Origin of the sequence: Brachybacterium sp. UNK5269 (assembly GCF_049266655.1) — a bacterium.
Taxonomy (GTDB): domain Bacteria; phylum Actinomycetota; class Actinomycetes; order Actinomycetales; family Dermabacteraceae; genus Brachybacterium.
In genome coordinates this window covers 1,042,442-1,063,716 of sequence record NZ_CP184883.1, presented here as the reverse complement: position 1 = coordinate 1,063,716, position 21,275 = coordinate 1,042,442, and the positions used below count along the sequence as shown (strand labels likewise).

At 73.8% G+C, this 21,275-nt stretch carries 25 protein-coding genes; 1 reads left to right on the top strand and 24 read right to left on the bottom strand.

Annotated features, from left to right (window positions below; translation table 11 throughout):
• Window positions 1-3: 3 nt before the first annotated feature.
• The 9 genes from dxr to rpsB all read right to left on the bottom strand — a co-directional run bounded on the left by dxr (window position 4) and on the right by rpsB (window position 7,886).
• On the bottom strand, window positions 4-1,206 hold the full coding sequence (gene dxr / locus ACOJUI_RS04880) for a 1-deoxy-D-xylulose-5-phosphate reductoisomerase (RefSeq protein WP_422116968.1): 1,203 nt from the start codon (window positions 1,204-1,206) through the stop codon (window positions 4-6).
• Window positions 1,203-1,751 (bottom strand): DivIVA domain-containing protein, encoded by a 549-nt coding sequence (locus tag ACOJUI_RS04875; protein ID WP_422116967.1) that lies wholly within the window; start codon window positions 1,749-1,751, stop codon window positions 1,203-1,205. The genes dxr and ACOJUI_RS04875 overlap by 4 nt, the downstream gene beginning before the upstream one ends.
• Window positions 1,752-1,848: 97 nt before the next feature.
• Complete coding sequence (locus ACOJUI_RS04870; protein ID WP_422116966.1) at window positions 1,849-2,223, bottom strand: DivIVA domain-containing protein; 375 nt, start codon at window positions 2,221-2,223, stop codon at window positions 1,849-1,851.
• Between the two features lie 12 nt (window positions 2,224-2,235).
• Window positions 2,236-3,528 carry a 23S rRNA (adenine(2503)-C(2))-methyltransferase RlmN gene (gene rlmN / locus ACOJUI_RS04865; protein ID WP_422116965.1) on the bottom strand — a complete coding sequence of 431 codons (1,293 nt, stop codon included), beginning with the start codon at window positions 3,526-3,528 and terminating at the stop codon, window positions 2,236-2,238.
• Window positions 3,525-4,421, bottom strand: a complete 897-nt coding sequence (locus ACOJUI_RS04860; protein ID WP_422116964.1) for a phosphatidate cytidylyltransferase — start codon at window positions 4,419-4,421, stop codon at window positions 3,525-3,527. Before ACOJUI_RS04860 ends, rlmN begins: the two co-directional genes overlap by 4 nt.
• A 27-nt stretch (window positions 4,422-4,448) precedes the next feature.
• Window positions 4,449-5,015 (bottom strand): ribosome recycling factor, encoded by a 567-nt coding sequence (frr, locus tag ACOJUI_RS04855; protein ID WP_422116963.1) that lies wholly within the window; start codon window positions 5,013-5,015, stop codon window positions 4,449-4,451.
• 118 nt (window positions 5,016-5,133) lie between these two features.
• Window positions 5,134-5,886 carry a UMP kinase gene (pyrH, locus tag ACOJUI_RS04850; protein WP_422116962.1) on the bottom strand — a complete coding sequence of 251 codons (753 nt, stop codon included), beginning with the start codon at window positions 5,884-5,886 and terminating at the stop codon, window positions 5,134-5,136.
• Window positions 5,887-6,017: 131 nt separating this feature from the next.
• Entirely contained in the window at window positions 6,018-6,842 is an 825-nt protein-coding gene (gene tsf, locus ACOJUI_RS04845; protein ID WP_422116961.1) for a translation elongation factor Ts, read from the bottom strand.
• A 93-nt stretch (window positions 6,843-6,935) separates the two neighbouring features.
• The gene (gene rpsB / locus ACOJUI_RS04840) at window positions 6,936-7,886 is read right to left on the bottom strand and encodes a 30S ribosomal protein S2 (protein WP_422116960.1); all 951 of its coding nucleotides are present in this window, start codon (window positions 7,884-7,886) and stop codon (window positions 6,936-6,938) included.
• 432 nt (window positions 7,887-8,318) lie between these two features.
• Between rpsB and ACOJUI_RS04835 the strand changes: the two genes are divergently transcribed.
• Complete coding sequence (locus ACOJUI_RS04835) at window positions 8,319-8,996, top strand: murein hydrolase activator EnvC family protein (RefSeq protein ID WP_422116959.1); 678 nt, start codon at window positions 8,319-8,321, stop codon at window positions 8,994-8,996.
• A gap of 15 nt (window positions 8,997-9,011) precedes the next feature.
• Here ACOJUI_RS04835 and ACOJUI_RS04830 read toward each other — a convergent pair whose 3' ends face one another.
• The 15 genes from ACOJUI_RS04830 to ACOJUI_RS04760 all read right to left on the bottom strand — a co-directional run bounded on the left by ACOJUI_RS04830 (window position 9,012) and on the right by ACOJUI_RS04760 (window position 21,096).
• Window positions 9,012-10,091 carry a tyrosine recombinase XerC gene (locus ACOJUI_RS04830; RefSeq protein ID WP_422116958.1) on the bottom strand — a complete coding sequence of 360 codons (1,080 nt, stop codon included), beginning with the start codon at window positions 10,089-10,091 and terminating at the stop codon, window positions 9,012-9,014.
• A gap of 39 nt (window positions 10,092-10,130) precedes the next feature.
• Window positions 10,131-11,372 carry a DNA-processing protein DprA gene (gene dprA, locus ACOJUI_RS04825; protein WP_422116957.1) on the bottom strand — a complete coding sequence of 414 codons (1,242 nt, stop codon included), beginning with the start codon at window positions 11,370-11,372 and terminating at the stop codon, window positions 10,131-10,133.
• Entirely contained in the window at window positions 11,369-12,910 is a 1,542-nt protein-coding gene (locus tag ACOJUI_RS04820; protein WP_422116956.1) for a YifB family Mg chelatase-like AAA ATPase, read from the bottom strand. The genes dprA and ACOJUI_RS04820 overlap by 4 nt, the downstream gene beginning before the upstream one ends.
• Complete coding sequence (locus tag ACOJUI_RS04815) at window positions 12,910-13,323, bottom strand: YraN family protein (RefSeq protein ID WP_422116955.1); 414 nt, start codon at window positions 13,321-13,323, stop codon at window positions 12,910-12,912. Before ACOJUI_RS04815 ends, ACOJUI_RS04820 begins: the two co-directional genes overlap by 1 nt.
• A gap of 229 nt (window positions 13,324-13,552) precedes the next feature.
• Window positions 13,553-13,855, bottom strand: coding sequence for a DUF2469 domain-containing protein (locus ACOJUI_RS04810; RefSeq protein ID WP_087484437.1), 303 nt, complete (start codon window positions 13,853-13,855; stop codon window positions 13,553-13,555).
• The gene (locus ACOJUI_RS04805; protein WP_422116954.1) at window positions 13,852-14,655 is read right to left on the bottom strand and encodes a ribonuclease HII; all 804 of its coding nucleotides are present in this window, start codon (window positions 14,653-14,655) and stop codon (window positions 13,852-13,854) included. The genes ACOJUI_RS04810 and ACOJUI_RS04805 overlap by 4 nt, the downstream gene beginning before the upstream one ends.
• The gene (gene lepB / locus ACOJUI_RS04800; protein WP_422116953.1) at window positions 14,652-15,434 is read right to left on the bottom strand and encodes a signal peptidase I; all 783 of its coding nucleotides are present in this window, start codon (window positions 15,432-15,434) and stop codon (window positions 14,652-14,654) included. The genes ACOJUI_RS04805 and lepB (ACOJUI_RS04800) overlap by 4 nt, the downstream gene beginning before the upstream one ends.
• Before the next feature lie 30 nt (window positions 15,435-15,464).
• Window positions 15,465-16,043, bottom strand: a complete 579-nt coding sequence (lepB, locus tag ACOJUI_RS04795) for a signal peptidase I (protein WP_422116952.1) — start codon at window positions 16,041-16,043, stop codon at window positions 15,465-15,467.
• A 6-nt stretch (window positions 16,044-16,049) separates the two neighbouring features.
• Window positions 16,050-16,397 carry a 50S ribosomal protein L19 gene (gene rplS / locus ACOJUI_RS04790; protein WP_422116951.1) on the bottom strand — a complete coding sequence of 116 codons (348 nt, stop codon included), beginning with the start codon at window positions 16,395-16,397 and terminating at the stop codon, window positions 16,050-16,052.
• Window positions 16,398-16,712: 315 nt separating this feature from the next.
• Entirely contained in the window at window positions 16,713-17,462 is a 750-nt protein-coding gene (gene trmD, locus ACOJUI_RS04785) for a tRNA (guanosine(37)-N1)-methyltransferase TrmD (RefSeq protein WP_422116950.1), read from the bottom strand.
• A 7-nt stretch (window positions 17,463-17,469) separates the two neighbouring features.
• Entirely contained in the window at window positions 17,470-18,054 is a 585-nt protein-coding gene (gene rimM, locus ACOJUI_RS04780) for a ribosome maturation factor RimM (RefSeq protein WP_422116949.1), read from the bottom strand.
• The gene (locus ACOJUI_RS04775; RefSeq protein WP_422116948.1) at window positions 18,051-18,896 is read right to left on the bottom strand and encodes a hypothetical protein; all 846 of its coding nucleotides are present in this window, start codon (window positions 18,894-18,896) and stop codon (window positions 18,051-18,053) included. The genes rimM and ACOJUI_RS04775 overlap by 4 nt, the downstream gene beginning before the upstream one ends.
• A 121-nt stretch (window positions 18,897-19,017) precedes the next feature.
• A complete protein-coding gene (locus tag ACOJUI_RS04770) occupies window positions 19,018-19,260 on the bottom strand; it encodes an RNA-binding protein (RefSeq protein ID WP_422116947.1) in 243 nt (80 codons plus the stop codon).
• 1 nt (window position 19,261) lies between these two features.
• Window positions 19,262-19,747, bottom strand: coding sequence for a 30S ribosomal protein S16 (gene rpsP, locus ACOJUI_RS04765; RefSeq protein ID WP_422116946.1), 486 nt, complete (start codon window positions 19,745-19,747; stop codon window positions 19,262-19,264).
• Between the two features lie 215 nt (window positions 19,748-19,962).
• The gene (locus ACOJUI_RS04760) at window positions 19,963-21,096 is read right to left on the bottom strand and encodes an amidohydrolase family protein (protein WP_422116945.1); all 1,134 of its coding nucleotides are present in this window, start codon (window positions 21,094-21,096) and stop codon (window positions 19,963-19,965) included.
• Between the last annotated feature and the right edge of the window lie 179 nt (window positions 21,097-21,275).

Below are 21,275 nucleotides of genomic sequence, written 5' to 3'. Positions count from 1 at the left end.
GGCTCAGCCCTCCCGGGCGGCGATCAGGGCGTGCGCGGCCTCCCGCGCCCAGGCCTCGACGTGCAGGAGCCCGTCCACCCCGTCGGCCCGCTCCGCGCGGGGGCGCCGGGGATCGGCGAGCACGGCGCGGATCAGCTCGGTGATCCCCAGGAAGCTCAGGTGCCCGGCGAAGAAGGCGTCCACGGCCTCCTCGTTGGCGGCGTTGTAGGCGGCCATCGCGCCGCCTCCCTCGCGGTGGGCGGCGCGGGCGATGCCGATCGCCGGGAAGGTCTGCTCGTCCACCGGTTCGAAGGTCCAGGACTGCGCCTGGCGGAAGTCCAGCGGCCGGGCCAGTCCGCTCAGCTTCTCGGGATGGGCGAGCGCCCAGCCGATCGCGTGGCGCATGTCGGGCGGGCTCGCCTGGGCGATGGTGGAGCCGTCGACCAGGGTCACCATCGAGTGCACGATCGACTGCGGGTGGACGACCACCTCGATGCGGTCCTCGGGCAGGTCGAACTGGAAGCAGGCCTCGATGACCTCGAGGGCCTTGTTGACCAGGGTCGCCGAGTTGGTGGTGATCACCCGGCCCATCGCCCAGGTGGGATGGGCCAGGGCCTGCTCGGGGGTGACGGCGGCGAGCTGGTCCCGGGTGCGGCCGCGGAAGGGGCCGCCCGAGGCGGTGACCACCAGGTGGTCGACCTGGTCGGGGCGCACCCCGGCCAGGGCCTGCGCGATGGCGGTGTGCTCGGAGTCCACGGGCAGGATCTGGCCGGGGCGCGCGGCCTCCGTGACCAGGGAGCCGCCGACGACCAGGGACTCCTTGTTGGCCAGCGCGAGCCTGGCCCCCGAGGCCAGCGCGGCGAGGGTGGGCAGCAGGCCGACGGATCCGGTGACGGCGTTGAGCACCACGTCCCCGTCCCCCAGCGAGCCGGCCAGGGCCACGACCGCCTCGGCGCCGGCGTCGAGGGCGGGCGGGGCGACGTGCGCGGCGGCGCAGGCGGCGCCGACGGCCCGTTCGACCGCCTCGGCGCGCTCCGGCGCGGCGACGACCAGGTGCTCCGGGCGGTGGGCGAGGACCTGCTCGGTGACCAGCTCGGGGCGGGAGCCGCCGACCGCGAGACCGCTCACCCGGGCGATGTCCGGGTAGCGGGTGAGCACCTCGAGGCTCTGGGTGCCGATCGAGCCGGTGGCCCCCAGCAGGACCAGCCGGCGCGGGGTGGTGCTCACGGCACGGAGGCCATCACGTCCGCGACATGATCGAGGTAGACGTCGACCACGGCCTCGCGGTAGCCCTCCGGGCCGCGCCGGCGGCGGAAGGCGGAGCGGCGCACGTCGTCGACGCTCATCGGCAGTCCGTCGGTGAAGTAGGCGACCAGCTGATCGCACAGGGCGTCGACGTCGGACTTGTCGTAGGCCGGCTCCCCCTGCGCGGCAGGGGCGAAGCGGTCGCCGGCGGGTCGCTCGAGGCGCTCCTTGAGGACCTCGGCGCGCTCGGTGAGCTGCGCGATCCAGACCTCCTCGCCGCGCTCGGCGATCGCGTCGTCGCGGGCCTGCAGGGCGAAGGCGTCGGACAGGCGGTCCAGTGCCTCGTCGACCACGCGCATGTCGTAGCCGCCGCGCTCGGTGCCGAAGCTCGCCGAGGTGATGTCCGCCCCGGTGAAGGAGGGGTCGCGTCCCTCGTAGGCGCGGCGGGCGCGGGCCAGGAACTCGTCGACCTCGTGCATGTCGTAGCCGACGCTGAAGCGCGAGACACGCTCGAACGATGTGCTCACCAGTGGGTCCTTCCTCGGTGCTGTCGGTGTCCCACTGTAGCGGCGTGGGCGGGCGGGACGGGGAGGTGGACGGCGCGCGGGGCGCGTCCCGGAGCGCTCAGCGTCCTCCGCCCAGCAGTCGGGCCAGGAACCCGGGGCGGGGCTCGGCCGGATGCCGCGGCCCCGCTGGGTCGGAGGGCGCCGCGGCGGCGCCCCCAGCGCCGGCGGAGAGGTCGCGCTGCGGGTCGTAGGGGTGGGCCGCCGGGTCCTCGAGCATCGGGACCAGCACCGCGTCGAGGAAGTCGTCGACCTCCTGCATCGAGTAGCCCTCCTGGAACCTCGTCACCGTGAAGCGCTGGCCCAGCGCCTCCTGGGCCGTCAGCGAGCCGTCGCGGTGCAGCAGCGCCTGCTCGCAGCGGTCGAGGAAGGCGTCGACCTCGTCCATGACGTAGCCCTCGCCGAAGCGGGTGGTGGAGAAGCGGATGTTCAGCATGGCTGTCCCGGCTCAGTCGAGGGCCGCCGCGACCGCCTCGACGCGGGCGATCCGCGCCTCCCGGTCGGCGCGATGGACGTCGGTCTCGATGACCTCGGCGGCGAGCTGGCCGCAGGCGCCGTCGATGTCGGAGCCGCGGGTGTCGCGGATGGTCGCGGAGATCCCGTTGGCCCGCAGGGTCTCCACGAAGCGCTTCTCGACGAAGGGGTCCGAGGCGGTCCACTTCGAGCCCTTGACCGGGTTCAGCGGGATCGGGTTGACGTGGATCCAGTGCGCCCCGCCCTTGGCGATCAGCCGGTCCGCGAGCAGCTGCGCGCGGTGCTGCTGGTCGTTGATGTCGCGGATCAGCGCGTACTCGATGCTGACCCGGCGCCCGGTGGTCTCGAAGTACTCGTACGCGGCGTCGAGGATCTCGTCGATGTCGAAGCGGGTGTTGATCGGGACCAGCTCGTCGCGCAGCTCGTCGTCGGGCGCGTGCAGCGACACCGCGAGGGTGACCGGGATCTTCTCCCTGGTCAGCTTGCGCACCGCCGGGGCCAGGCCCACCGTGGAGACGGTGATGTGGCGGGCGCCCATCCCGAAGCCCTCGGGGGCGGGGGCGTTCAGGCGCCGGCAGACCGTCGCCACCGGGCGATAGTTCGCCAGCGGCTCCCCCATGCCCATGAACACGATGTTGGAGACCCGGCCGGTGCCGCCGGGCAGCTCCCCGGCGGCGAGCATCTGATTGGCGATGCGCACCTGCTCGAGGATCTCGGCCGCGGAGAGGTTGCGGGTCAGGCCCATCTGCCCGGTGGCGCAGAAGGGGCAGTTCATCCCGCATCCGGCCTCGGAGGAGATGCACAGGGTGACGCGGTCGCTGTAGCGCATCAGGACCGACTCGACCATCGCCCCGTCGAACAGCTTCCACAGGAACTTCTGGGTGGCGCCGTGGTCGGCGGACTGGCGCGAGACCACGGTCAGCAGCTGCGGGAAGAACCGGTCGACGAGCTCGTCGCGGCGGTCCTTGGGCAGGTCGGTGAGGTCGTCCGGGTCGGTGGTGAAGTGCTCGAAGTAGTGCACCGACAGCTGCTTGGCGCGGAAGCCGGGCAGTCCCATCTCCTCGACGGCGGCGATCCGCTCGGCGAGGCTGAGGTCCGCCAGGTGCGTCGGCGGCTTGCCGCGGCGGGCGGGCCGCAGCTGCAGCTCGCCGGGGGCGAGCGCGACCTTCTGGCCGGGGATCGCCTCGCGGGAGAGGTCTGGCTTGCGGGACAGGGCGACGGGCGTCGGCGCGCCGGCGCGGGCGTCGGGATCAGTGGGGCTGTTCATGGCAGCAGGACCTCCAGCATGATGTAGGTGGTGGGGGCGGCGAGCAGGATCGAGTCGATGCGATCCAGCACTCCGCCGTGCCCGGGGAGCAGGGTGCCCATGTCCTTCAGGCCGAGATCGCGCTTGAGCAGCGATTCGGCGAGGTCGCCGCAGGTGGAGACGATCACCAGCACCACGCCGATCAGCACCCCGGCCCACCAGGGCAGGTCCAGGGCGAGGGTGCCGACCGCGGTCACCGCGGCGGTGCCCAGCAGCAGGGAGCCGCCGAAGCCCTCCCAGCTCTTCTTGGGGCTGATGCTCGGCGCCATCGGGTGCTTGCCGAACAGCACACCGGAGATGTAGCCGCCGATGTCGTTGCCCACCGGGCCCAGGATCGCGATCAGCACCAGCAGCGGGCCCTGCTCGCGCTCGAACAGCAGCAGCAGGAAGCAGCCCAGGAACGGCACCCAGGCCAGGGCGAAGACGCCCCCGGCGACGTCCCGCAGCGCGGTCAGCCCCATCGACTCCGAGACGCGCCACAGGATCAGCACGCAGATCGAGACCGCCATGGCGATCAGCAGGCCCTCCGCGCCGAACACGGCGGTGGAGACGACCATGCCGATCACCCCGACCAGCAGCGGCATCGCCGGCACCCGCAGCCCGCCCTCCCCGAGCGCCCGGATCAGCTCCAGCACCGCCAGCACCATCGCCGCCGCGGCGACCACCGGGAAGGTCTGCGCCAGCACGAACACGGCGACCAGCATGATCGCGCCGAGGCCGAGCCCCACCCCGATGGCGGCGGGGAGGTTCCGGCCCGGTCCGCGCCGCTTGCCGTGCCCCGGCTCCGGCGCGGCCACGGCACCGACCGCCTCGACGGTGGTCGAGGCGGTCGAGGCGGGGGGATCGATGCTCACGGGTCGGCAGCGGCGGGAGGCCGGGGCTCAGATGGTCTCGAGCTCGGTCTCCTTGAGGCCGAGCGCCTCGTCGATCTGCTCGATGTACCGCTTGGTGAGGGCCTCGAGCTCCTTCTCGGCGCGGCTGCCGTCGTCCTCGCCGATCTCCTTGTCCTTGACCAGCTTCTCGATGGCCTTCTTCGCGTTGCCGCGGGAGGCGCGCACCGAGACCCGGCCGTCCTCGGCCTTGGTGCGGGCGAGCTTGACGTAGTCCTTGCGCCGCTCCTCGGTGAGGGCCGGCAGCACCACGCGCAGGTTGTCGCCGTTGTTGGTGGGGTTCACGCCGAGGTCCGACTCGCGCAGCGCCGTCTCGACCCCGGTGGTGGAGGACTTGTCGTACGGGGTGACGATGACGGTGCGGGCCTCGGGGAACTGCAGGGAGGCGAGCTGGTTCAGCGGGGTGGGGGTGCCGTAGTACTCGACGGTGATGCCCTCGAACATCGCCGCATTGGCGCGTCCGGTGCGGATCGCGGTGAAATCGTCCTTGGTCACGTCCAGGGACTTCTTCATCTTGGCCTCGGCATCCTTCAGGATGCTCGCGGTGTCGTCGCTCACGGGGTGCTCCTCGGTCGGGGTGGGTGTTCGTCGTCCATTGTCCCGCACCACCGCGGTGGAGGGGAGGACATCGGCGGCTGCCGGAGGTCGGCGGGGAGGGGGCGCCCGGCCGGGCGGACTACTCGGTGACGACCGTGCCGATGCGGTCCCCGCGCATGGCGCGGGTGATGTTGCCGGGGGCATCGAGGCCGAAGACCATCATCTGCTGGGCGTTGTCCATGCACAGGCTGAAGGCGGTGGAGTCGACGACCTTGAGGCCCTGCTGCAGGGCGTCGCCGTAGGTGACGTGGTCGAGCTTGATCGCGTCGGGGTTGTGGCGGGGGTCGGAGTCGTACACGCCGTCCACACCGTTCTTGGCCATCAGCACCTCCTCGCAGCCGATCTCCAGCGCGCGCTGCACGGCGACGGTGTCGGTGGAGAAGTAGGGCATCCCGGCGCCCGCGCCGAAGATCACCACCCGGCCCTTCTCGAGGTGGCGCACCGCCCGCAGCGGGATGTACGGCTCGGCGACCTGGCCCATCTCGATGGCGGTCTGCACGCGGGTGGTGACGCCGCGCTGCTCGAGGAAGTCCTGCAGGGCCAGGCAGTTCATGACCGTGCCCAGCATGCCCATGTAGTCGGCGCGGCGGCGGTCCATACCGCGCTGGGAGAGCTCGGCGCCGCGGAAGAAGTTCCCGCCGCCGACGACGATGGCGCATTCGACGCCCTGGGCCACCCCTTCGGCGATCTCGCCCGCGATGCGGGAGACGACATCCGGGTCGACGCCGACGGCGCCTCCTCCGAAGGCCTCGCCCGAGAGCTTCAGCAGCACGCGACGGCCGTCCTGCCTCTTGGGGAGCACGGGTATGGGTGACGTGAACGTCTGGGTCATGGGGGTCCTTCCACGCTGGGTCCTCGGCGATGGTTCCGGCGCGGCCCCGCACCGAGGGTGCGGGGCCGCGGGTCGGTGGCCGCGCTCACGCGCGGCCGAGGGGGCGGGGCCGTGGCCCCGCCCCCGGGGGATCAGCTGCCGACGCGGAAGCGGACGAAACCGGTGAGGGTGCCGCCGGCCTCCTGGACGACCTGGCCGACGGACTTCTTGGTGTCCTTGGCGAACGCCTGGTCGAGCAGGACGTTCTCCTTGAAGAAGCCGTTCAGGCGGCCCTCGACGATCTTCGGGAGCGCCTTCTCGGGCTTGCCCTCGTTGACCGCGGTCTCCTCGGCGATGCGACGCTCATCGGCGACGACCTGCTCCGGGACCTCCTCGCGGGAGAGGTAGGTCGGGGAGAAGGCGGCGATGTGCATCGCCACGTCGCGCGCGACCTCGGCGCCGGCCTTGTCGGAGGCGACCAGCACGCCGACCTGCGGGGGCAGGTCCTTGTTGGTGCGGTGCATGTAGGAGGTGACGACCTCGCCGGAGACCCGGCCGATGCGGCGCACCTCGATCTTCTCGCCCATGGTGGCGCCCGCGTTGGTCAGCGCCTCGCCGAAGGAGGTGTCGGCGAGCTGCGCCGGCTCGGTGGCGCCGGACTCGACGGCCGCGGCCACGGCCTCGTCGCCCAGGGCGACGAATTTGTCGTTCTTGGCCACGAAGTCGGTCTCGGAGTTGATCTCGACCAGGGTGCCGGTCTGACTGCCGTCGGTGTCGCGCACGTCGACGGCGATGAGGCCCTCGGAGGCGGTGCGACCCTCGCGCTTGGAGATGCCCTTGAGACCCTTGACGCGGATCAGTTCGACGGCCTTGGCCTTGTCGCCGTCGGCCTCGTCGAGCGCCTTCTTGACGTCGAGCATCCCCGCGCCGGTGGACTCGCGGATCTCCTTGATGTCTGCTGCCGTGTACTTAGCCATAGATGTCTCCCTCGGGGACGTGAAGTGTCGGGTCGATCGATTCGTGCCTGCCGACGGGACCGGGGCGGCCGCAGCCGCCCCGGTCCCGGACGATCACTCGGCGGGGGTCGAGCTCGCGGCGTCCGCGGCGGCGGCGGCCGGGGCGTTCGCGGCCGGGTTCGCGTTGGCCGGCGCGTCGGCGGCCGGGGCCTCCGACTCGGCCGAGGCCTCGGGGGCGGCGGGCGCCTCGGCGGCCACGGACTCCTCGGCGGGCGCGTCCTGCTGCTGGACCTCGGACTGCTTGAGCAGCTCCTGCTCCCACTCGGCCAGCGGCTCGACGGCGGAGACGTTCTTCTCGCCACCGGTGGTCTTGGCGTGACGCTGCTGGAGACCGGCGGCCACCGCATCGGCGATCACGCGGGTCAGCAGGGTGACGGAGCGGATCGCATCGTCGTTGCCCGGGATCGGGTAGGTGATCAGATCGGGATCGCAGTTGGTGTCCAGGATCGCGACGACCGGGATGCCGAGCTTCTGCGCCTCGTCGACGGCCAGGTGCTCCTTGTTGGTGTCCACGACCCACACGGCGGAGGGCGCCTTGCCCATGTCGCGGATGCCGCCCAGGGTCTTCTCCAGCTTGTCCTTCTCGCGGCGCATCATCAGCAGCTCCTTCTTGGTGCGGCCGGAGGCGGCCACGTCCTCGAAGTCGATCTGCTCGAGCTCCTTGAGCCGGTTCACGCGCTGGGAGACGGTCTGCAGGTTGGTGAGCATGCCGCCCAGCCAGCGCTGGTTCACGAAGGGCATGCCGACGCGGGTGGCCTGCTCCTGCACGGACTCCTGGGCCTGCTTCTTGGTGCCGACGAACAGGATGGTGCCGCCGTGGGCGACCGTCTGCTTGACGAACTCGTAGGCCTTGTCGATGTACGACAGGGTCTGCATGAGGTCGACGATGTAGATGCCGTTGCGCTCGGTGAAGATGAAGCGACGGACCTTCGGGTTCCAGCGACGGGTCTGGTGACCGAAGTGGACGCCGCTCTCCAGGAGCTGGCGCATGGTGACGACTGCCATGATGGTGTCCTCTGTTCTAGGCCTGGGCTCGCACGGCGCGCCCGTAGGCGTCCGCGGTCATCGCGCAGGACCTGCTTTCACGGTTTCCCCCGTACCGGACGGTGCGGGGCCTGGTGCCCGGGAACCGGCCGCCCCGACGCTCCCCCGTGCCTGCGCGCGGGGATGGCCGAGGACCGATGGCCGGCGAGCCCTGGTGGGCACGCGAAGTCATCCGGACGAGCCGGACGCTGGAGGAAGTCTAGCCGACGGCGCCGCCGCGACGAGCGCGGCATGCATCACCTCGGGCGGCGCGAAGAGCAGGTTCCCGCTGGCGCCCGCCGCGCTCCGCTCCGCCGGCGGCAGTCGCCGAGATGGTTCCTCCCCAGGGCGCCGTCCTCCACCGGGTCCGCCCGGCTCCTGACCGCGCCCGGCGCAGCGGGCAGGATGCGCGGCATGGCTGCCCTCCGCGTCCCGGGGCCGCTGCCGCCCGCGCGCTGCACCGCGCGCCGCAGCCGCCTTCTGCTCCTCCTGCTGTGCGTGGCGCTCGCCCTCGTGCCGCCGGGCACCGCGCGCGCCGAGGGTGGGCGGTGGCAGTGGCCGACGCCGTCGCCCCACCCGGTGCTCCGACCGTTCGAGGCCCCCGCGCTTGCGTACGCGCCCGGACACCGCGGCCTGGACATCGCGGTGGCCGGGCAGGGCGCGCCGGTGCGGGCGGTGGAGGCCGGCACGGTGCGGTTCGCCGGGTCGGTGGCGGGGCGGGGCGTGGTCTCGGTGCTGCATGCGGACGCACTGATCTCGACCTATGAGCCGGTGGCAGCGTCCGTGAGCGCCCGTCAGCAGGTGGCGGCCGGCGAGGTGCTGGGGGCGGTGTCCGCGGCGGGGCCGGCGCCGCACTGCGCGGCGGCGTGCCTGCATCTGGGGGCGCGGGCGGGTGAGCGCTACCTGGATCCGCTGCTCCTGCTCGGCGCCCGGGGGCCGAGCGTGCTGCTGCCGTGGGGTGGCGCGGGCGCCGGCGCAGGGCCGGCGATGGCCGCCTCGTCCCCGCCGGGAGCGGCCGGCGTCCCGGCGGGCAGGCCGGGCTCCGGCGCCGAGGCGGCGCGCGGTGAGCGCCAGGCCGTTCTCGCGCAGTGAGCCGCGGGGCGGGGCTCAGGCGCGGGGGTGGGCCTGGTCGACGGTGCTGCGCAGGCGCTGGGCGCTGACGTGGGTGTAGATCTGCGTGGTGGCGAGCGAGGAGTGGCCCAGGAAGTCCTGCACGCTGCGCAGGTCCGCGCCGCCCTCGACGAGATGGGTGGCGGCGCTGTGGCGCAGCGTGTGCGGGGAGATGTGCCGGGAGATGCCGGCCGCGGCGGCGTGACGGTCCACCAGGGTGCGCACTGCCCGATCACCCAGCCGGCCCCCGCGCACCCCGAGGAACAGGGCGTCGCCGGTCCTCCCGGCCGCGGCGCCGGCCTGCTCGAGCAGCAGCGGCCGCCCCTGACGCTCCCAGCGCTCCACCGCGTCCAGGGCGGGCACGCCGACCGGCACGATCCGCTCCTTGTCCCCCTTGCCGCGCACCCGGACGGTGCGGTGACCGTGGTCGATGCCGGAGCGGTCCAGCGCCACCAGCTCGGAGACCCGCAGCCCGCTGGAGTAGAGCAGCTCGAGCACGGCGGCGTCACGCAGCAGCACCGCCTGCTGCAGAGGGTCGGGGGGACTCGCGACATCAGGGACGTCCTCGCCGGATCCGGCCTCGGTGCCGGGTCCGGCGTCGGTGGCGGGGGCCACCTCGGTGGTGCTGCGGTCACCGCCGGGGGTACGCGCCGGGTCACCGGCGGGGAAGATCCCGTCCAGCAGACCGGCGGCCTGGTCGCCGGAGAGCACGGTGGGCAGGTGCCGGCCGCGGCGGGGCGCCCGGAGGCGGCCGCCGACATCGTGGGGGATCCGTCCGGTCGCGGCGAGCCAGGTGGTCAGGGTGCGGGCGGCGGCGGCGGAGCGGGCCAGCGTGCTCGGGTTCGCGCCGGTCTCGGCCCGGGCCGCGAGCCAGGAGCGCAGGGCGGCGACATCGAGCTCGGGCAGCTCGATGCGCTCGACCTCGCGCAGATGCTCCAGCAGATCGGTCGCCTCCCGTCGGTAGGCGCGCACTGTGTGCTCCGAGCGCCCCCGCTCCAGGCGCAGGTGCGCGGCGAAGGCGGCGACGAGGTCCTCGTGGGCCGGGGCCTCGTCGGTGCGATCCGGGTCGGTGCTCATGTCTCCCAGTGTCGCGCATGCTCGGATCGGCGGCGGCGCTCAGCGGGAGGGGCGGGCGCGGCGGAACCGCTCCCCCGTCCTCTCGACCAGGCCCAGCAGCTCCAGACGGGCCAGGGCGCCCTCCACCTCGAGGGCGGTGAAGCCGATCTCGTCCGCGATCCGCGGCGCGGCCAGGCTCGAGCGCGGCGGCACGGCGTCGAGCACCCGTCGGTCGGCGGGGCTGAGCAGGTCCAGCTCGTCCTGGACCGCGAAGCTCCCCTCCCCCGCGGCGGGACCGCCGGGCAGCAGGTCCAGCAGATCGCCGGGCTCGGTGATCAGCACGGCCCCGCGGTCACGGATCAGGCGGTGGCAGCCGGCGCTCGCGGCGGAGGTGATGGGGCCGGGCACCGCACCGACCGGGCGGGAGAGCTGATCGGCCAGGCGGGCGGTGGACAGGGCGCCGGAGCGCCAGGAGGCCTCGACCACCACGACCGCCTGGGCGAGGGCGGCGATCAGGCGGTTGCGGGCCAGGAAGCGCCAGCGGGTCGGCGCGGTGCCCGGGGGCGCCTCGCTGACCAGAAGGTGGCGGTCCCTGATCCGTTCGAGCAGCTCGGTGTTGCCGCGGGGATAGAGCCGGTCGAGACCGCCGGCGAGGACCGCGAGGGTCGCTCCCCCGTCGGCCGCGAGCGCTCCGCGGTGGGCCGCGGCATCGATGCCGTAGGCGCCGCCGGAGACGACGGTGCCGCCTCCCGCGGCGAAGGCCGCGGCGAGCGAGCCGGCGGTGTCCTCGCCGTAGGGGGTGGAGGCGCGGGAGCCCACCAGGGCCGCGCTGCGGGCGCCGACGAGGCCGTCCAGCCGGCCCGGGCCCTGCACCCAGAGGCAGTGCGGGCCGGTCTCCTGCAGGTCCTCGAGAGCGGCGGGCCATTCCCCGTCCTGCGGGGTGATCACGCGGATCCCGCGGCGGTGCGCCTCCGCGAGCACCGCTGCGACGTCGACGCTGGACAGACGTGCGCGCCACCGGGTCAGCGCCCGGCGGGCCCTGACCTGCTGGGTGCCGGGCGCGGGGTCGGCGGCCTGGCTGGGCAGGTCGCCGCCCAGGCCGCGCAGCAGGTCGCCCTCGCTCCCCTCCCGGGCGAGGGCGAGGGCCTGCTGCGGGCCGAGGACGCTGCGGGCCAGCAGGGCGACGGAGTCGGAGGGCTCCGCGATCAGGGACCAGGTGATGCGGGCGAGGCGGTCGTCGCTCGCGGTGGGCGCAGCCGCGGGGCCGGGTGCTGCCCCGTGCGGGGTGGTGGAGGCGGTCATCGGGGTTCTCCTTCGCGCAGGGTCAGGGCCAGACCGATGTGCTCGGCGGCGGGACGGTCGGCGGCGTCGAGGTCGGCGAGCGTCCAGGCCAGGCGCAGCACCCGGTCGTGGCCGCGCAGGGTGAGCCGGCCCTGCGCGACGGCATGGTCGAGCAGGCGGCGCTCGGAGCGCGCGGGGGCGAAGTCGCGCCGCAGCAGCGGGCCGGGCAGATGCGCGTTGGTGCTCCAGGTGCGGCCCTCGAAGCGCTCGCGCTGGCGCTCCCGTGCGGCGCGCACCCGCGCGGCGATCGCCGCACTGGATTCGGCGGCGCCGGTGGAGCTGCGGTGGATGTCGACGGGTCCGACGGTGACGCGCATGTCCACCCTGTCCAGCACCGGTCCGGAGAGCCGGGCCAGGTAGCGGCGGCGCTGCAGCGGGGAGCAGCTGCAGTCCTCGCCCTTCCCCCACGAGCGTCCGCAAGGGCACGGGTTCGCGGCGAGGACCAGCTGGAACCGCGCCGGGTAGCGCGTCACGCCGCGGGTGCGGTGCAGGGTGATGTCCCCGGTCTCGAGCGGTTCGCGCAGGGCCTCCAGGACGCGGCTGGGGAACTCGGGGGCCTCGTCGAGGAACAGGACGCCGGCGTGGGCGCGGGAGATGGCGCCGGGCAGCGCCAGTCCCGCTCCGCCTCCGACCACGGCTGCGGTGGTGGCGGTGTGGTGTGGGTTCTCGAAGGGCGGGGTCCGCAGCAGTCCCGCCCGTGCCTCGAACCGGCCGGACAGGGAGTGGATCGCGGAGACGGTCAGGGAGTCGTCGAGGTCGAGGTCCGGGAGGATGCCGGGCAGGCGGGAGGCGATCATCGTCTTGCCAGCGCCGGGCGGTCCCATCAGCAGCAGGTGATGCGCGCCGGCGGCGGCAACCTCGGCGGCGCGGCGGGCCTGGGCCTGTCCCATCACGTCGGCGAAGTCGGGGCGGTGGCCGGAGCCGACGGAGCCCCCGGCATCCTGACGGTGCAGGGTCACGGCCGGGCGCACCGGGGACGGCGGGACGTCGGCCCCGAAGCGGTGCAGGACGCCGGTGAGGTCGCCGGCGCCGTCGATCTCGAGGCCCTCGACCAGGCGGGCCTCGGGGAGGTTCTCCTCGGGGACGATCGCGCGGGTGACGCCGTGGGCGCGGGCCGCCAGGAGGGCGGGGAGCACCCCGGGGATCGGCCGCACCCGCCCGTCCAGTCCGAGCTCCCCGAGCAGCACGATGTCGGCCGGCACGTGGAGCAGCAGGTCTCCCTGGGCATCGACCACGGCCATCGCGATGGCGAGGTCGAAGCCGGAGCCGTGCTTGGGCCGCCAGGCGGGCGTCATGTTGACGGTGATCCGGCGCGCGGCCAGCCGGATGCCGCTGCGCGCGGCGGCGGCCCGCACCCGTTCGCGGGCCTGCAGCGTCGAGGAGTCGGGCAGGCCCACCAGGGAGAACGCCGGCAGGCCCGGGGAGACGTCGGCCTCCACCTCGACCAGCATCCCCTCCAGCCCGGCCAGGCTGATCGACAGCGTGCGCGCGTGCCCCATCAGGACACCCCTTCGAGATGCTCGAGCCAGAAGGCCCCGTCGAGCTGGGCATGGACGGCCACCACGTCGATCCGGACGTCGCGGTGCGGGGTGGAGCGCTCCATCAGGTACTCCCCGGCGAGCCGGCGCAGCCGCCTCAGCTTCGTCGGGGTGACCGCCGCCTGGGGGACGCCGGTGACGAAGGAGCGGCGGGTCTTGACCTCGAGGAACACCAGCGTGGTGCGGTCCAGGGCGACGATGTCGAGCTCCCCGTGGCGCAGGCGCAGGTTGCGCTCGATCACCTGCCAGCCGCGGGCCCTCAGGTGAGCGGCGGCGAGGTCCTCCCCCGCCCGGCCGAGCTCCAGGGTCGACATGTCGCGCACCCGGCGTGACGACGGCGGGAGGGAGGGATCGGGGGCGGCGAGGCTGTTCATACCGGACAGCGTCGCCGGGCGTCGGCGCGGGCGGAACCGCGCCGCCGCGTCTGGGGACGGAGCGGGCGTGGGGAGGAACGGTGCCGGGGCCCCGTTGGCGGCAGCGCCGTGGGCGGCAGCCCCGTGGACGGCGGCCGCACGGGCGGGGGCCGCACGGGCGGCGAGCGCTCCGGCGGCGCTGCGACCGGCGGTTCGAGCAGCGGCCTCCCCGACGGGCTACGGCAGGGGGCTACGGCAGGGAGATGTCCTGCTTGTTGAGCTCCTCGATGTTGACGTCCTTGAACGTCACCACCCGCACGGAGCGCACGAAGCGGTTGGAGCGGTAGATGTCCCAGACCCACACGTCGGCCAGGCGCAGCTCGTAGAACACCTCGCCGCCGCCTGAGCGGACCTGCAGGTCCACCTGGTTGGCGAGGTAGAAGCGGCGCTCAGTCTCGACCACGTAGGTGAACAGGCTGACCACGTCGCGGTACTCGCGGAACAACTGGAGTTCGAGATCGGATTCGTAGTTCTCGAGATCCTGGGCGCTCACCGAAGCTCCTCCTGTTCCTGCCGTGGCCATTGGTCGCCCCACAGTACGCCAGCGCTGCTGAATGCCGGCGCCGGCTCCAGCAGCGCCGGCAGCATCGCGCCGGACCGGGGCGGCGCGGGTGCCCGGGGGCGCACCGGTGCGGGCGCGGAGCCCAGCCGCCAGCTGCGGCGGTGGTGCTCATGGGGACCGTGGCGGTCGATCGCGTCCCGGTGGGCGGCGGAGCCGTAGCCCTTGTTCGAGGCCCATCCGTAGACCGGGGCGAGGGCGTCGAGCTCGACCATCCGCGCGTCGCGGGCGACCTTCGCGAGGATGCTCGCGGCGGCCACGCTCGCGCAGTCGCGGTCGGCCGCGACCCGCAGCTCGACGCGGGGCGCGGGCCGGTCCGCGGCGGCCAGTGCGGCCGAGAGCAGGTCGCAGTTGCCGTCCAGCAGGATCGCGTCGATCTCGAGGTCGAGCGCGTCGAGGGCGCGCAGGGCCGCGCGGGTGAGGGCGCCGACGATCCCGATCTCGTCGATCTCCGCGGCGCTCGACCAGCCGACGGCGCCGGCGCGGACGGTTGCGAGGATCGGGTCCACCAGGGCCTCGCGGCGGCGGGCGGTGAGCTGCTTGGAGTCCCGCACCCCCTCGGGCAGCGCCGCGGCGCGGCCGCCGGTCACCTCGATCGCGCAGGCGCCCATCGCGACGGGGCCGGCCAGCGCTCCTCGGCCCACCTCGTCGATGCCGACCACGATGCGTCGCTCCGGTCCGCACCGGGCGGCCAGGGCGAGCTCGGCGTCGAGGGTGGGGACGGACGGGCTCACGGTTGGTCGGACACGTCGGCGAAGGCCTCGCGGCCCTCGCCCAGGCCGGTCCAGCGGCTCGCGGGCCAGAAGATCACCTCGGCCTTGCCGGTGATGTCGCTCTCGTCGACGAAGCCGCCGTCGCCCTGGGTCTCGTGCCAGGCAGAGTCGGCCGAGGCGTAGCGGTTGTCGCCCATCACCCAGACCTTGCCGTCGGGGACGGTGACGTCGAAGGCGTTCTTGCAGGCGGGGGTCTCGGGGTTGATGTACGGCTCCTCGAGCGCGACGCCGTTGACCTCCAGCCGGCTCCCCTGTTCGGCGCAGACCACGTGATCGCCGCTGACGCCGACCAGTCGCTTGACGAGGTGGTCCTGGGAGGGGTCGGGCGCGAGCCCGATCATGCTCAGCACCATCATCACCCGGACCCGCGGGGTGGGGTTCTCGGTGGCGTCGCCCGGGATCCAGTCGTCGGGGTCCTCGAAGACGATCACGTCGCCGCGGTGCAGGTCGAACACGCCCGGGGTGAGCTTGGAGACGAGGATCTTGTCGTCCTGCAGCAGGGTCGGGTTCATCGAGGCGGAGGGGATGTAGAAGGGCTGGATCAGGAAGGTCTTGACCAGCACCGCGATGACCAGCGCGACCACCATGGTGACCAGGGTGTCCAGCCACAGCGGCAGGCGCTGGCCGCGGCGGGGTCGCGGCGCGGTGGCCTCCGCGGCGGCGCCGCCCGACGGGTCCTCGCCGACGGCGGCGTCCGCGGGGAGGGACACTGCACGGCGGGGATCATCGGTCTCGTTCATCGCGGCGATCCTATCCGGCCGGTCCTGGGATCAGAGGCTGCCACGACGAGTCGGTGGCCACACCAGCTGGTCGGCCTCCCCCACCACCCGCTGCACCGGGATCATCCCGCCGCCGGGCGCGCCGAGCAGGTGCCGCGAGTCGGTGGAGTCCGCCCGGTTGTCGCCGAGCACGAACATGCGTCCCTCGGGCACGAGCAGGTCGAAGCGGGTCTCGCTCGGGGCCGTGCCCGGGGCGAGGTAGGGCTCCACCAGCGGGACGCCGTCCAGCAGCAGCGAGCCCGCGTCGTCGCAGCACTCCACCCGGTCCCCGCCGACGGCGATCACCCGCTTGACCCAGAACCGGCCCCCGTCGGCCGTGGACGGCGCGAAGTACCCGGAGCCGTCGAAGACGACGATGTCCCCGCGCTCGGCGGTGCCGCGCTCACGACGATCGGCCAGCAGCACGTCGCCGACCTGCAGGGTCGGGGTCATCGACGCCGACGGCACTCGGAAGGGCTGGGCCACGAAGTGCCGCACCAGCCCGGCCGTCACCAGCAGCGCCACGACGCAGACGGCGGCGGCCACCACCAGGTGGGGCCGCCGCCGTCCGTTCACGCCGTCTCGGGTCATGCCCGATCAGAAGTCGCGCTTCTCCTTGATGCGGGCCTTCTTGCCCGTGAGGTTGCGCAGGTAGTAGAGCTTGGCGCGGCGCACATCGCCGCGGGTGACGACCTCGATCTTGTCGACGGTCGGGGCGTGCACGGGGAAGACGCGCTCCACGCCGACGCCGAAGGAGATCTTGCGGACCCGGAAGGTCTCGCCGACGCCGTGGCCCTGGCGGCCGATGACGTAGCCCTGGAAGACCTGGATACGGGAGCGGTTGCCCTCGATGACCTTCACGTGGACCTTGATGTTGTCGCCGGCGCGGAAGTCGGGGACGTCGTCGCGCATCGACGCCTGGTCGAGCTGGTCGAGCTTCTGCATGGTGTCTCTCCTGCCCTCCGCCTCAGGTCGGACGGCGTCGTTCGTGGGACTCCCCGGGGCGGGGCGTCCGTCAGGAACCGTCGATCCGGCGAGGAGCGGGCCCCTCGTGCCGGTGTGCTGGGCCTCTGGCGGCGATTCCCATCGCCACGGACCTGCCCGACCGCTGGATGCGCCCTCCCCTGAGGCAGAGGGGCGCGCGGTGCGCACAAGGGTCCATTGTGCCAGCGCTCCATGGCAGCGGCAAGCCCTACGGGGGCCGACGGCGCAGGTCAGGCGCCGCCGGGGATGTCGGATCGGTCACCCAGCGGTGAGGGTTCAGGTCTCCGCGCCGGGTGCATCGACCGGTCCGAGCAGGTCGGGCCGGCGCTGCCGGGTGCGCTCGAGGGCCTGCTGGTGGCGCCAGGCCGCGATCTTCCCGTGGTCACCGGACAGCAGGATCGGCGGCACCTCGCGGGACACCCCGGCGGGGTCGTCCCAGGTGGCGGGGCGGGTGTAGAGCGGGTACTCCAGCATCCCCTCGGAGTGGGACTCCTCCAGCAGGCTCTCGGCGTTGCCGACCACGCCCGGCACCAGGCGCACCACCGCCTCGGTGATCGCCAGCACGGCGACCTCGCCGCCGTTGAGGACGTAGTCGCCCAGCGACGCGAGGGCGATCTCGTAGCCGAGGTCCGCGAGGTGCTCGTAGACCCGCTCGTCGATCCCCTCGTAGCGTCCGCAGGCGAAGACCAGCCACTCGCACTGCGACCATTCCTGGGCGGTGGCCTGGGCGAAGGGGACCCCCGCGGGGTTCGGGAACACCACCAGCGGCTCGACGTCCTCGCCGAGGGCGCGCTGCCCGTCGGCGCGGACGGCCGCGAAGGCCTCCGCCCACGGCTCGGGCTTCATGACCATCCCGGCGCCTCCCCCGAGTGGACTGTCGTCGACGGTCCGGTGACGGTCGTGGGTCCAGTCGCGCAGGTCGTGCACCTGCACGTCCACGAGCCCGTCACGGCGGGCCCTGCCGATCAGGGACAGCTCGAGCGGCGCGAGGTACTCCGGGAAGATGGTGATGACGTCGATGCGCATGATGGGCTCAGCGCCGCTTCCTCGGCGGCGCCGAGGTCTCCGGCTCCGGTCCCTGCTCGTCCTCGGGCAGGGCGTCGAACAGCCCGCCCGGCGGGTCGGCGAGCACGACCGCGTTCTCGAGGTCGACCTCGGGCACGAGCTGCTCGACCAGGGGCAGCTGCACGCGGCGACCGTCACCGGTGCGCACGATCAGCAGGTCCTGGGCCGGGTAGTGCTCGATGCCGACGACGGTGCCGAGCTCGCGGCCGTCGACGTGCCGGACGGCCAGGCCCTTGAGCTGGGAGGGGTACCAGGCATCGGGGTCCTCGTCGCTCTCCTCCTCGGCGTCGACCGCGACCGACAGCTCGACGCCCCGCAGGGCCTCCGCCTCGGTGCGGTCGGCGACCTCCTCGAAGCTGACGTACCAGCGGTTCTGCTGGGCGCGGACGCTGCGCACGGTGAGGGCGCGGGGGCGGCCGCCGTCCTCGACCTCGAAGCTGGTGCCGGGCTGCAGTCGCTCCTCCGGCTGGTCGGTGCGCAGGTTCAGCGCCACCTCCCCGCGCAGTCCGTGGGCCTTGCCGATGGTCGCGACGATCACGTCGAGTGCGCTCATGCCTGTCCTCCGTGGTCGGTGTCGCCCGGGCGGGCGGCGGTGGCGCCGATGTCGGCGCCGTCGATGATCTCCCCGGTCTCGGGCGAGGAGTAACCGGCCGCGTCGCAGGCCGCGGCCAGCTCGGTCAGCGGTCCGCGCAGCCCCTCGGACCAGGTGTCGCCGTCCAGCGCCTGCTGGAAGGGGGCGCGCACCGGCTCGAGCGCGGCGCGCACGGCGCCGTCGTCGACCGCGGCGATCTCAGCCGCGAGCAGATCCGCGGTGGCCTGCAGGTCCTCGGTGCGGTCGGCGGGGACCTGGCGCGGCTCCAGCCCCACCAGCTTGAACATGTTCGAGGTCAGCACGTTGGCGTTGCCGAAGCGGGTCAGGGTGCCGGGGGTGTCGAACACGTCGGCGCAGACCAGGGTCGCGGGCTTGGTGCCGTCCGCGCCGGGGGCGACGACCCAGCCGGCGGCCGCGGAGACGTCCTGGCAGGTGCCGGCCACGCCCTCCCAGGCGGCGCGGAAGCCCGCCCGGTCCGCCTCGGCGCCCTGCTCCGGCTCGGTGCGGAACCAGTCGGCCAGCACGCCCGCCGACGTGCGCGCCACCGCGGGTGCCTGTGCGAAGGCGGCCTCGATGTCGTCACCGGTCAGGGCGTAGAAGGACGGGTCCGACGGGCCGACGTCGGCGGCGGTGGCCGCCCGGTCCAGGACCACCCGGGAGAGAGGGTCGGTGTAGTCGGGGTCGCCCCAGAACTCGGCGCAGGCGGCGCCGAGCGCGGGGTCCGGCGTGGCCGAGGCCTCGACCGGCCCGGTCGTCCCGGACCGCCCCGGGGCGTCCGCGGTGGCCGTGCAGCCGCTCAGCATCGCCGCTCCGAGCAGGGCGGCGCCGAGCCGCCGTGCACCGGGTCGGGAACGGCGGGAGCGGCGCTGCCGGGACCTCTCGGTCCTGTCGGCAGCGCCGCTCCTGGGGATCCTTCGGGGCACCTCAGCGCCGGTCGACGTCGACGATGTCGACGCGCACGTCGTCCTCCGACAGAGCCGCGGTGACCGTGCGCAGGGCACGGGCGGTGCGGCCGGAGCGGCCGATGACGCGACCGAGGTCGGCGGGGTCGACCCGGACCTCGAGCAGCGGGCCGCGGCGGGTCGGCTTCTCGGTGACGCTCACGGCCTCGGGGTCCTCGACGATGCCGCGGACGAGGTGATCGAGAGCTTCGGCGCGGGCGCTCATCTCAGGCCTCGTCGGTGGTCGCGGCCTCGGCGTCCTCGGTGGTCTCGCCCTCGGCGGCGGGCTCCTGGGAACCCGGCTCGACCTCCGCGGCGCTCTCCTCGGACTCGTTCTTCTGCTTGGACATCTTCGCTCCCTCTCGTGCCTCGGCGGCGGCCTTGTCGGCGTCGGCGATGAGCTCCTCGGCGGTCTTCCTGACCTCGGCGGACTTGAGGGTGCCGGCACCCTCGCCCTCGCCCTTGAACTTCTGCCAGTCACCGGTCACCTTGAGCAGCGCCGCGACCTGCTCGGTCGGCTGTGCGCCGACACCGAGCCAGTACTGGGCGCGCTCGGACTGGATCTCGATGACGGAGGGGTGCTCGGTCGGGTGGTACTGACCGATCTCCTCGATCACGGCGCCATCGCGCTTCTTGCGCGAATCGGCCACGACAACGCGGTAGAACGGTGCACGGATCTTGCCCATGCGCTTCAGACGGATCTTGACAGCCACGTAGGTGGACTCTCCTTCAATGATGTTCGGGTGAGTCCCGCCGCAGCCTGTGGGGTCATGCGGGCGCTGACGGTTCTCGGGGCGTCGTGCCCGGACGGGTAGAGGGCCGGTCCGGACGCATACAGGGGCGATTATGCCAGGGATCCGGACCGTCGCACCACCTCCGTGCTGTGCACCGGGGCACATGGCCGGGAGGGGGCGCGCCGGGATGCCGCTCAGCTGCCGACGACCACCCGGCCGTCCAGCACCACCTGCGTGCGATCGCGCAGCGCACGATGGTCGGACCGGGGGTCGCGGGGCACGAGGAGCAGGTCCGCCGGGGCGCCGTCCTCGAGGCCCGCGACCCCCAGGAAGCGGCGCGGGGCCCAGGCCGCGGCCTGCAGGATCTCAGTGCCGGTCAGCCCGGCCCGGGCGAGCTCGTCGAGCTCGTCGTGGACGATGCCGTGTCCGAGCACTCCCCCGGCGTCGGTGCCCACCAGCAGCGGCACCCCGGCGTCGTGCGCATCGCGGGTGCGGTCGTAGCGTCCCTCCCGCAGCCGCCGCATGTGCGCGGCGTAGGCCGGGAACTTCGTCTCCCCCTGGGCGGCGTAGGCCTCGAACTCGCCGACGTTGACCAGGGTGGTCACCACGGGGGTGCTGGTCTGGGCGGCGCGCGCGATGGTCTCGTCGGTCAGTCCGGTGGCGTGCTCGAGGCAGTCGAATCCGGCGTCGAGGGCGAGCGGCAGCGTCGCCTCGTCGAAGGTGTGGGTGGTGATGCGGGCGCCGGCGTCATGCGCGGCCCGGGCGGCGTCCGCGAAGTCCTCGGCGCTCCAGCACGGGGTGAGGTCGCCGACCTCCCGATCGATCCAGTCGCCGACGAGCTTGACCCAGCCGTCGCCGCGCGCCGCTTCCCGGGCGACCGCGGCGGGCAGGTCCGCGGGCTCGAGCTCGTCGGCGTAGCCGCGCAGGTACCGGCGGGTGCGGGCCAGGTGGCGGCCGCAGCGGATCAGGCGCGGCAGGTCCCGCTGCTGCTGCAGCGGGGAGGTGTCGATGATGGAGCCGGCGTCGCGGATCAGCAGCACCCCGGTGTCGCGGTCGGTCAGGGCCTGCTGACGGGCGACCTCCAGGGTGGTGCCGGCGCCGTCGTCGCCGATCCCGACGTGGCAGTGGAGATCCGCGAGGCCGGGGACCACGAAGCCGTCGAGCTCGATGATCTCGGCGCCGCGGGGCAGGTCGGGGCGCTCATGACGGATCCGGCCGTCGACCACCCAGGCCCCGGGCAGCTCCTGCTCGGGTCCGAGCAGGACGGGACCGGTCAGGCGCAGGACCGGGGCGGCGGCGGTCGGGGTCGGGGTCGCGGCGATGCTCATGCGCCGACCATAGCGGCGAGCGCTCCTGCGGTGCAGGAGGCCGCGGGGCTGGCCGTCCCGGACCGGACCGACACGGTCGCAGCCGGCGGGGCGGCTCGAGCGGGCCCGGGTGGGCGCGGGCGGGCCGGCCGGCGCACCCGTGGCTCGACGTGGCACGAAGTGGCTTGACGTGGCACGAC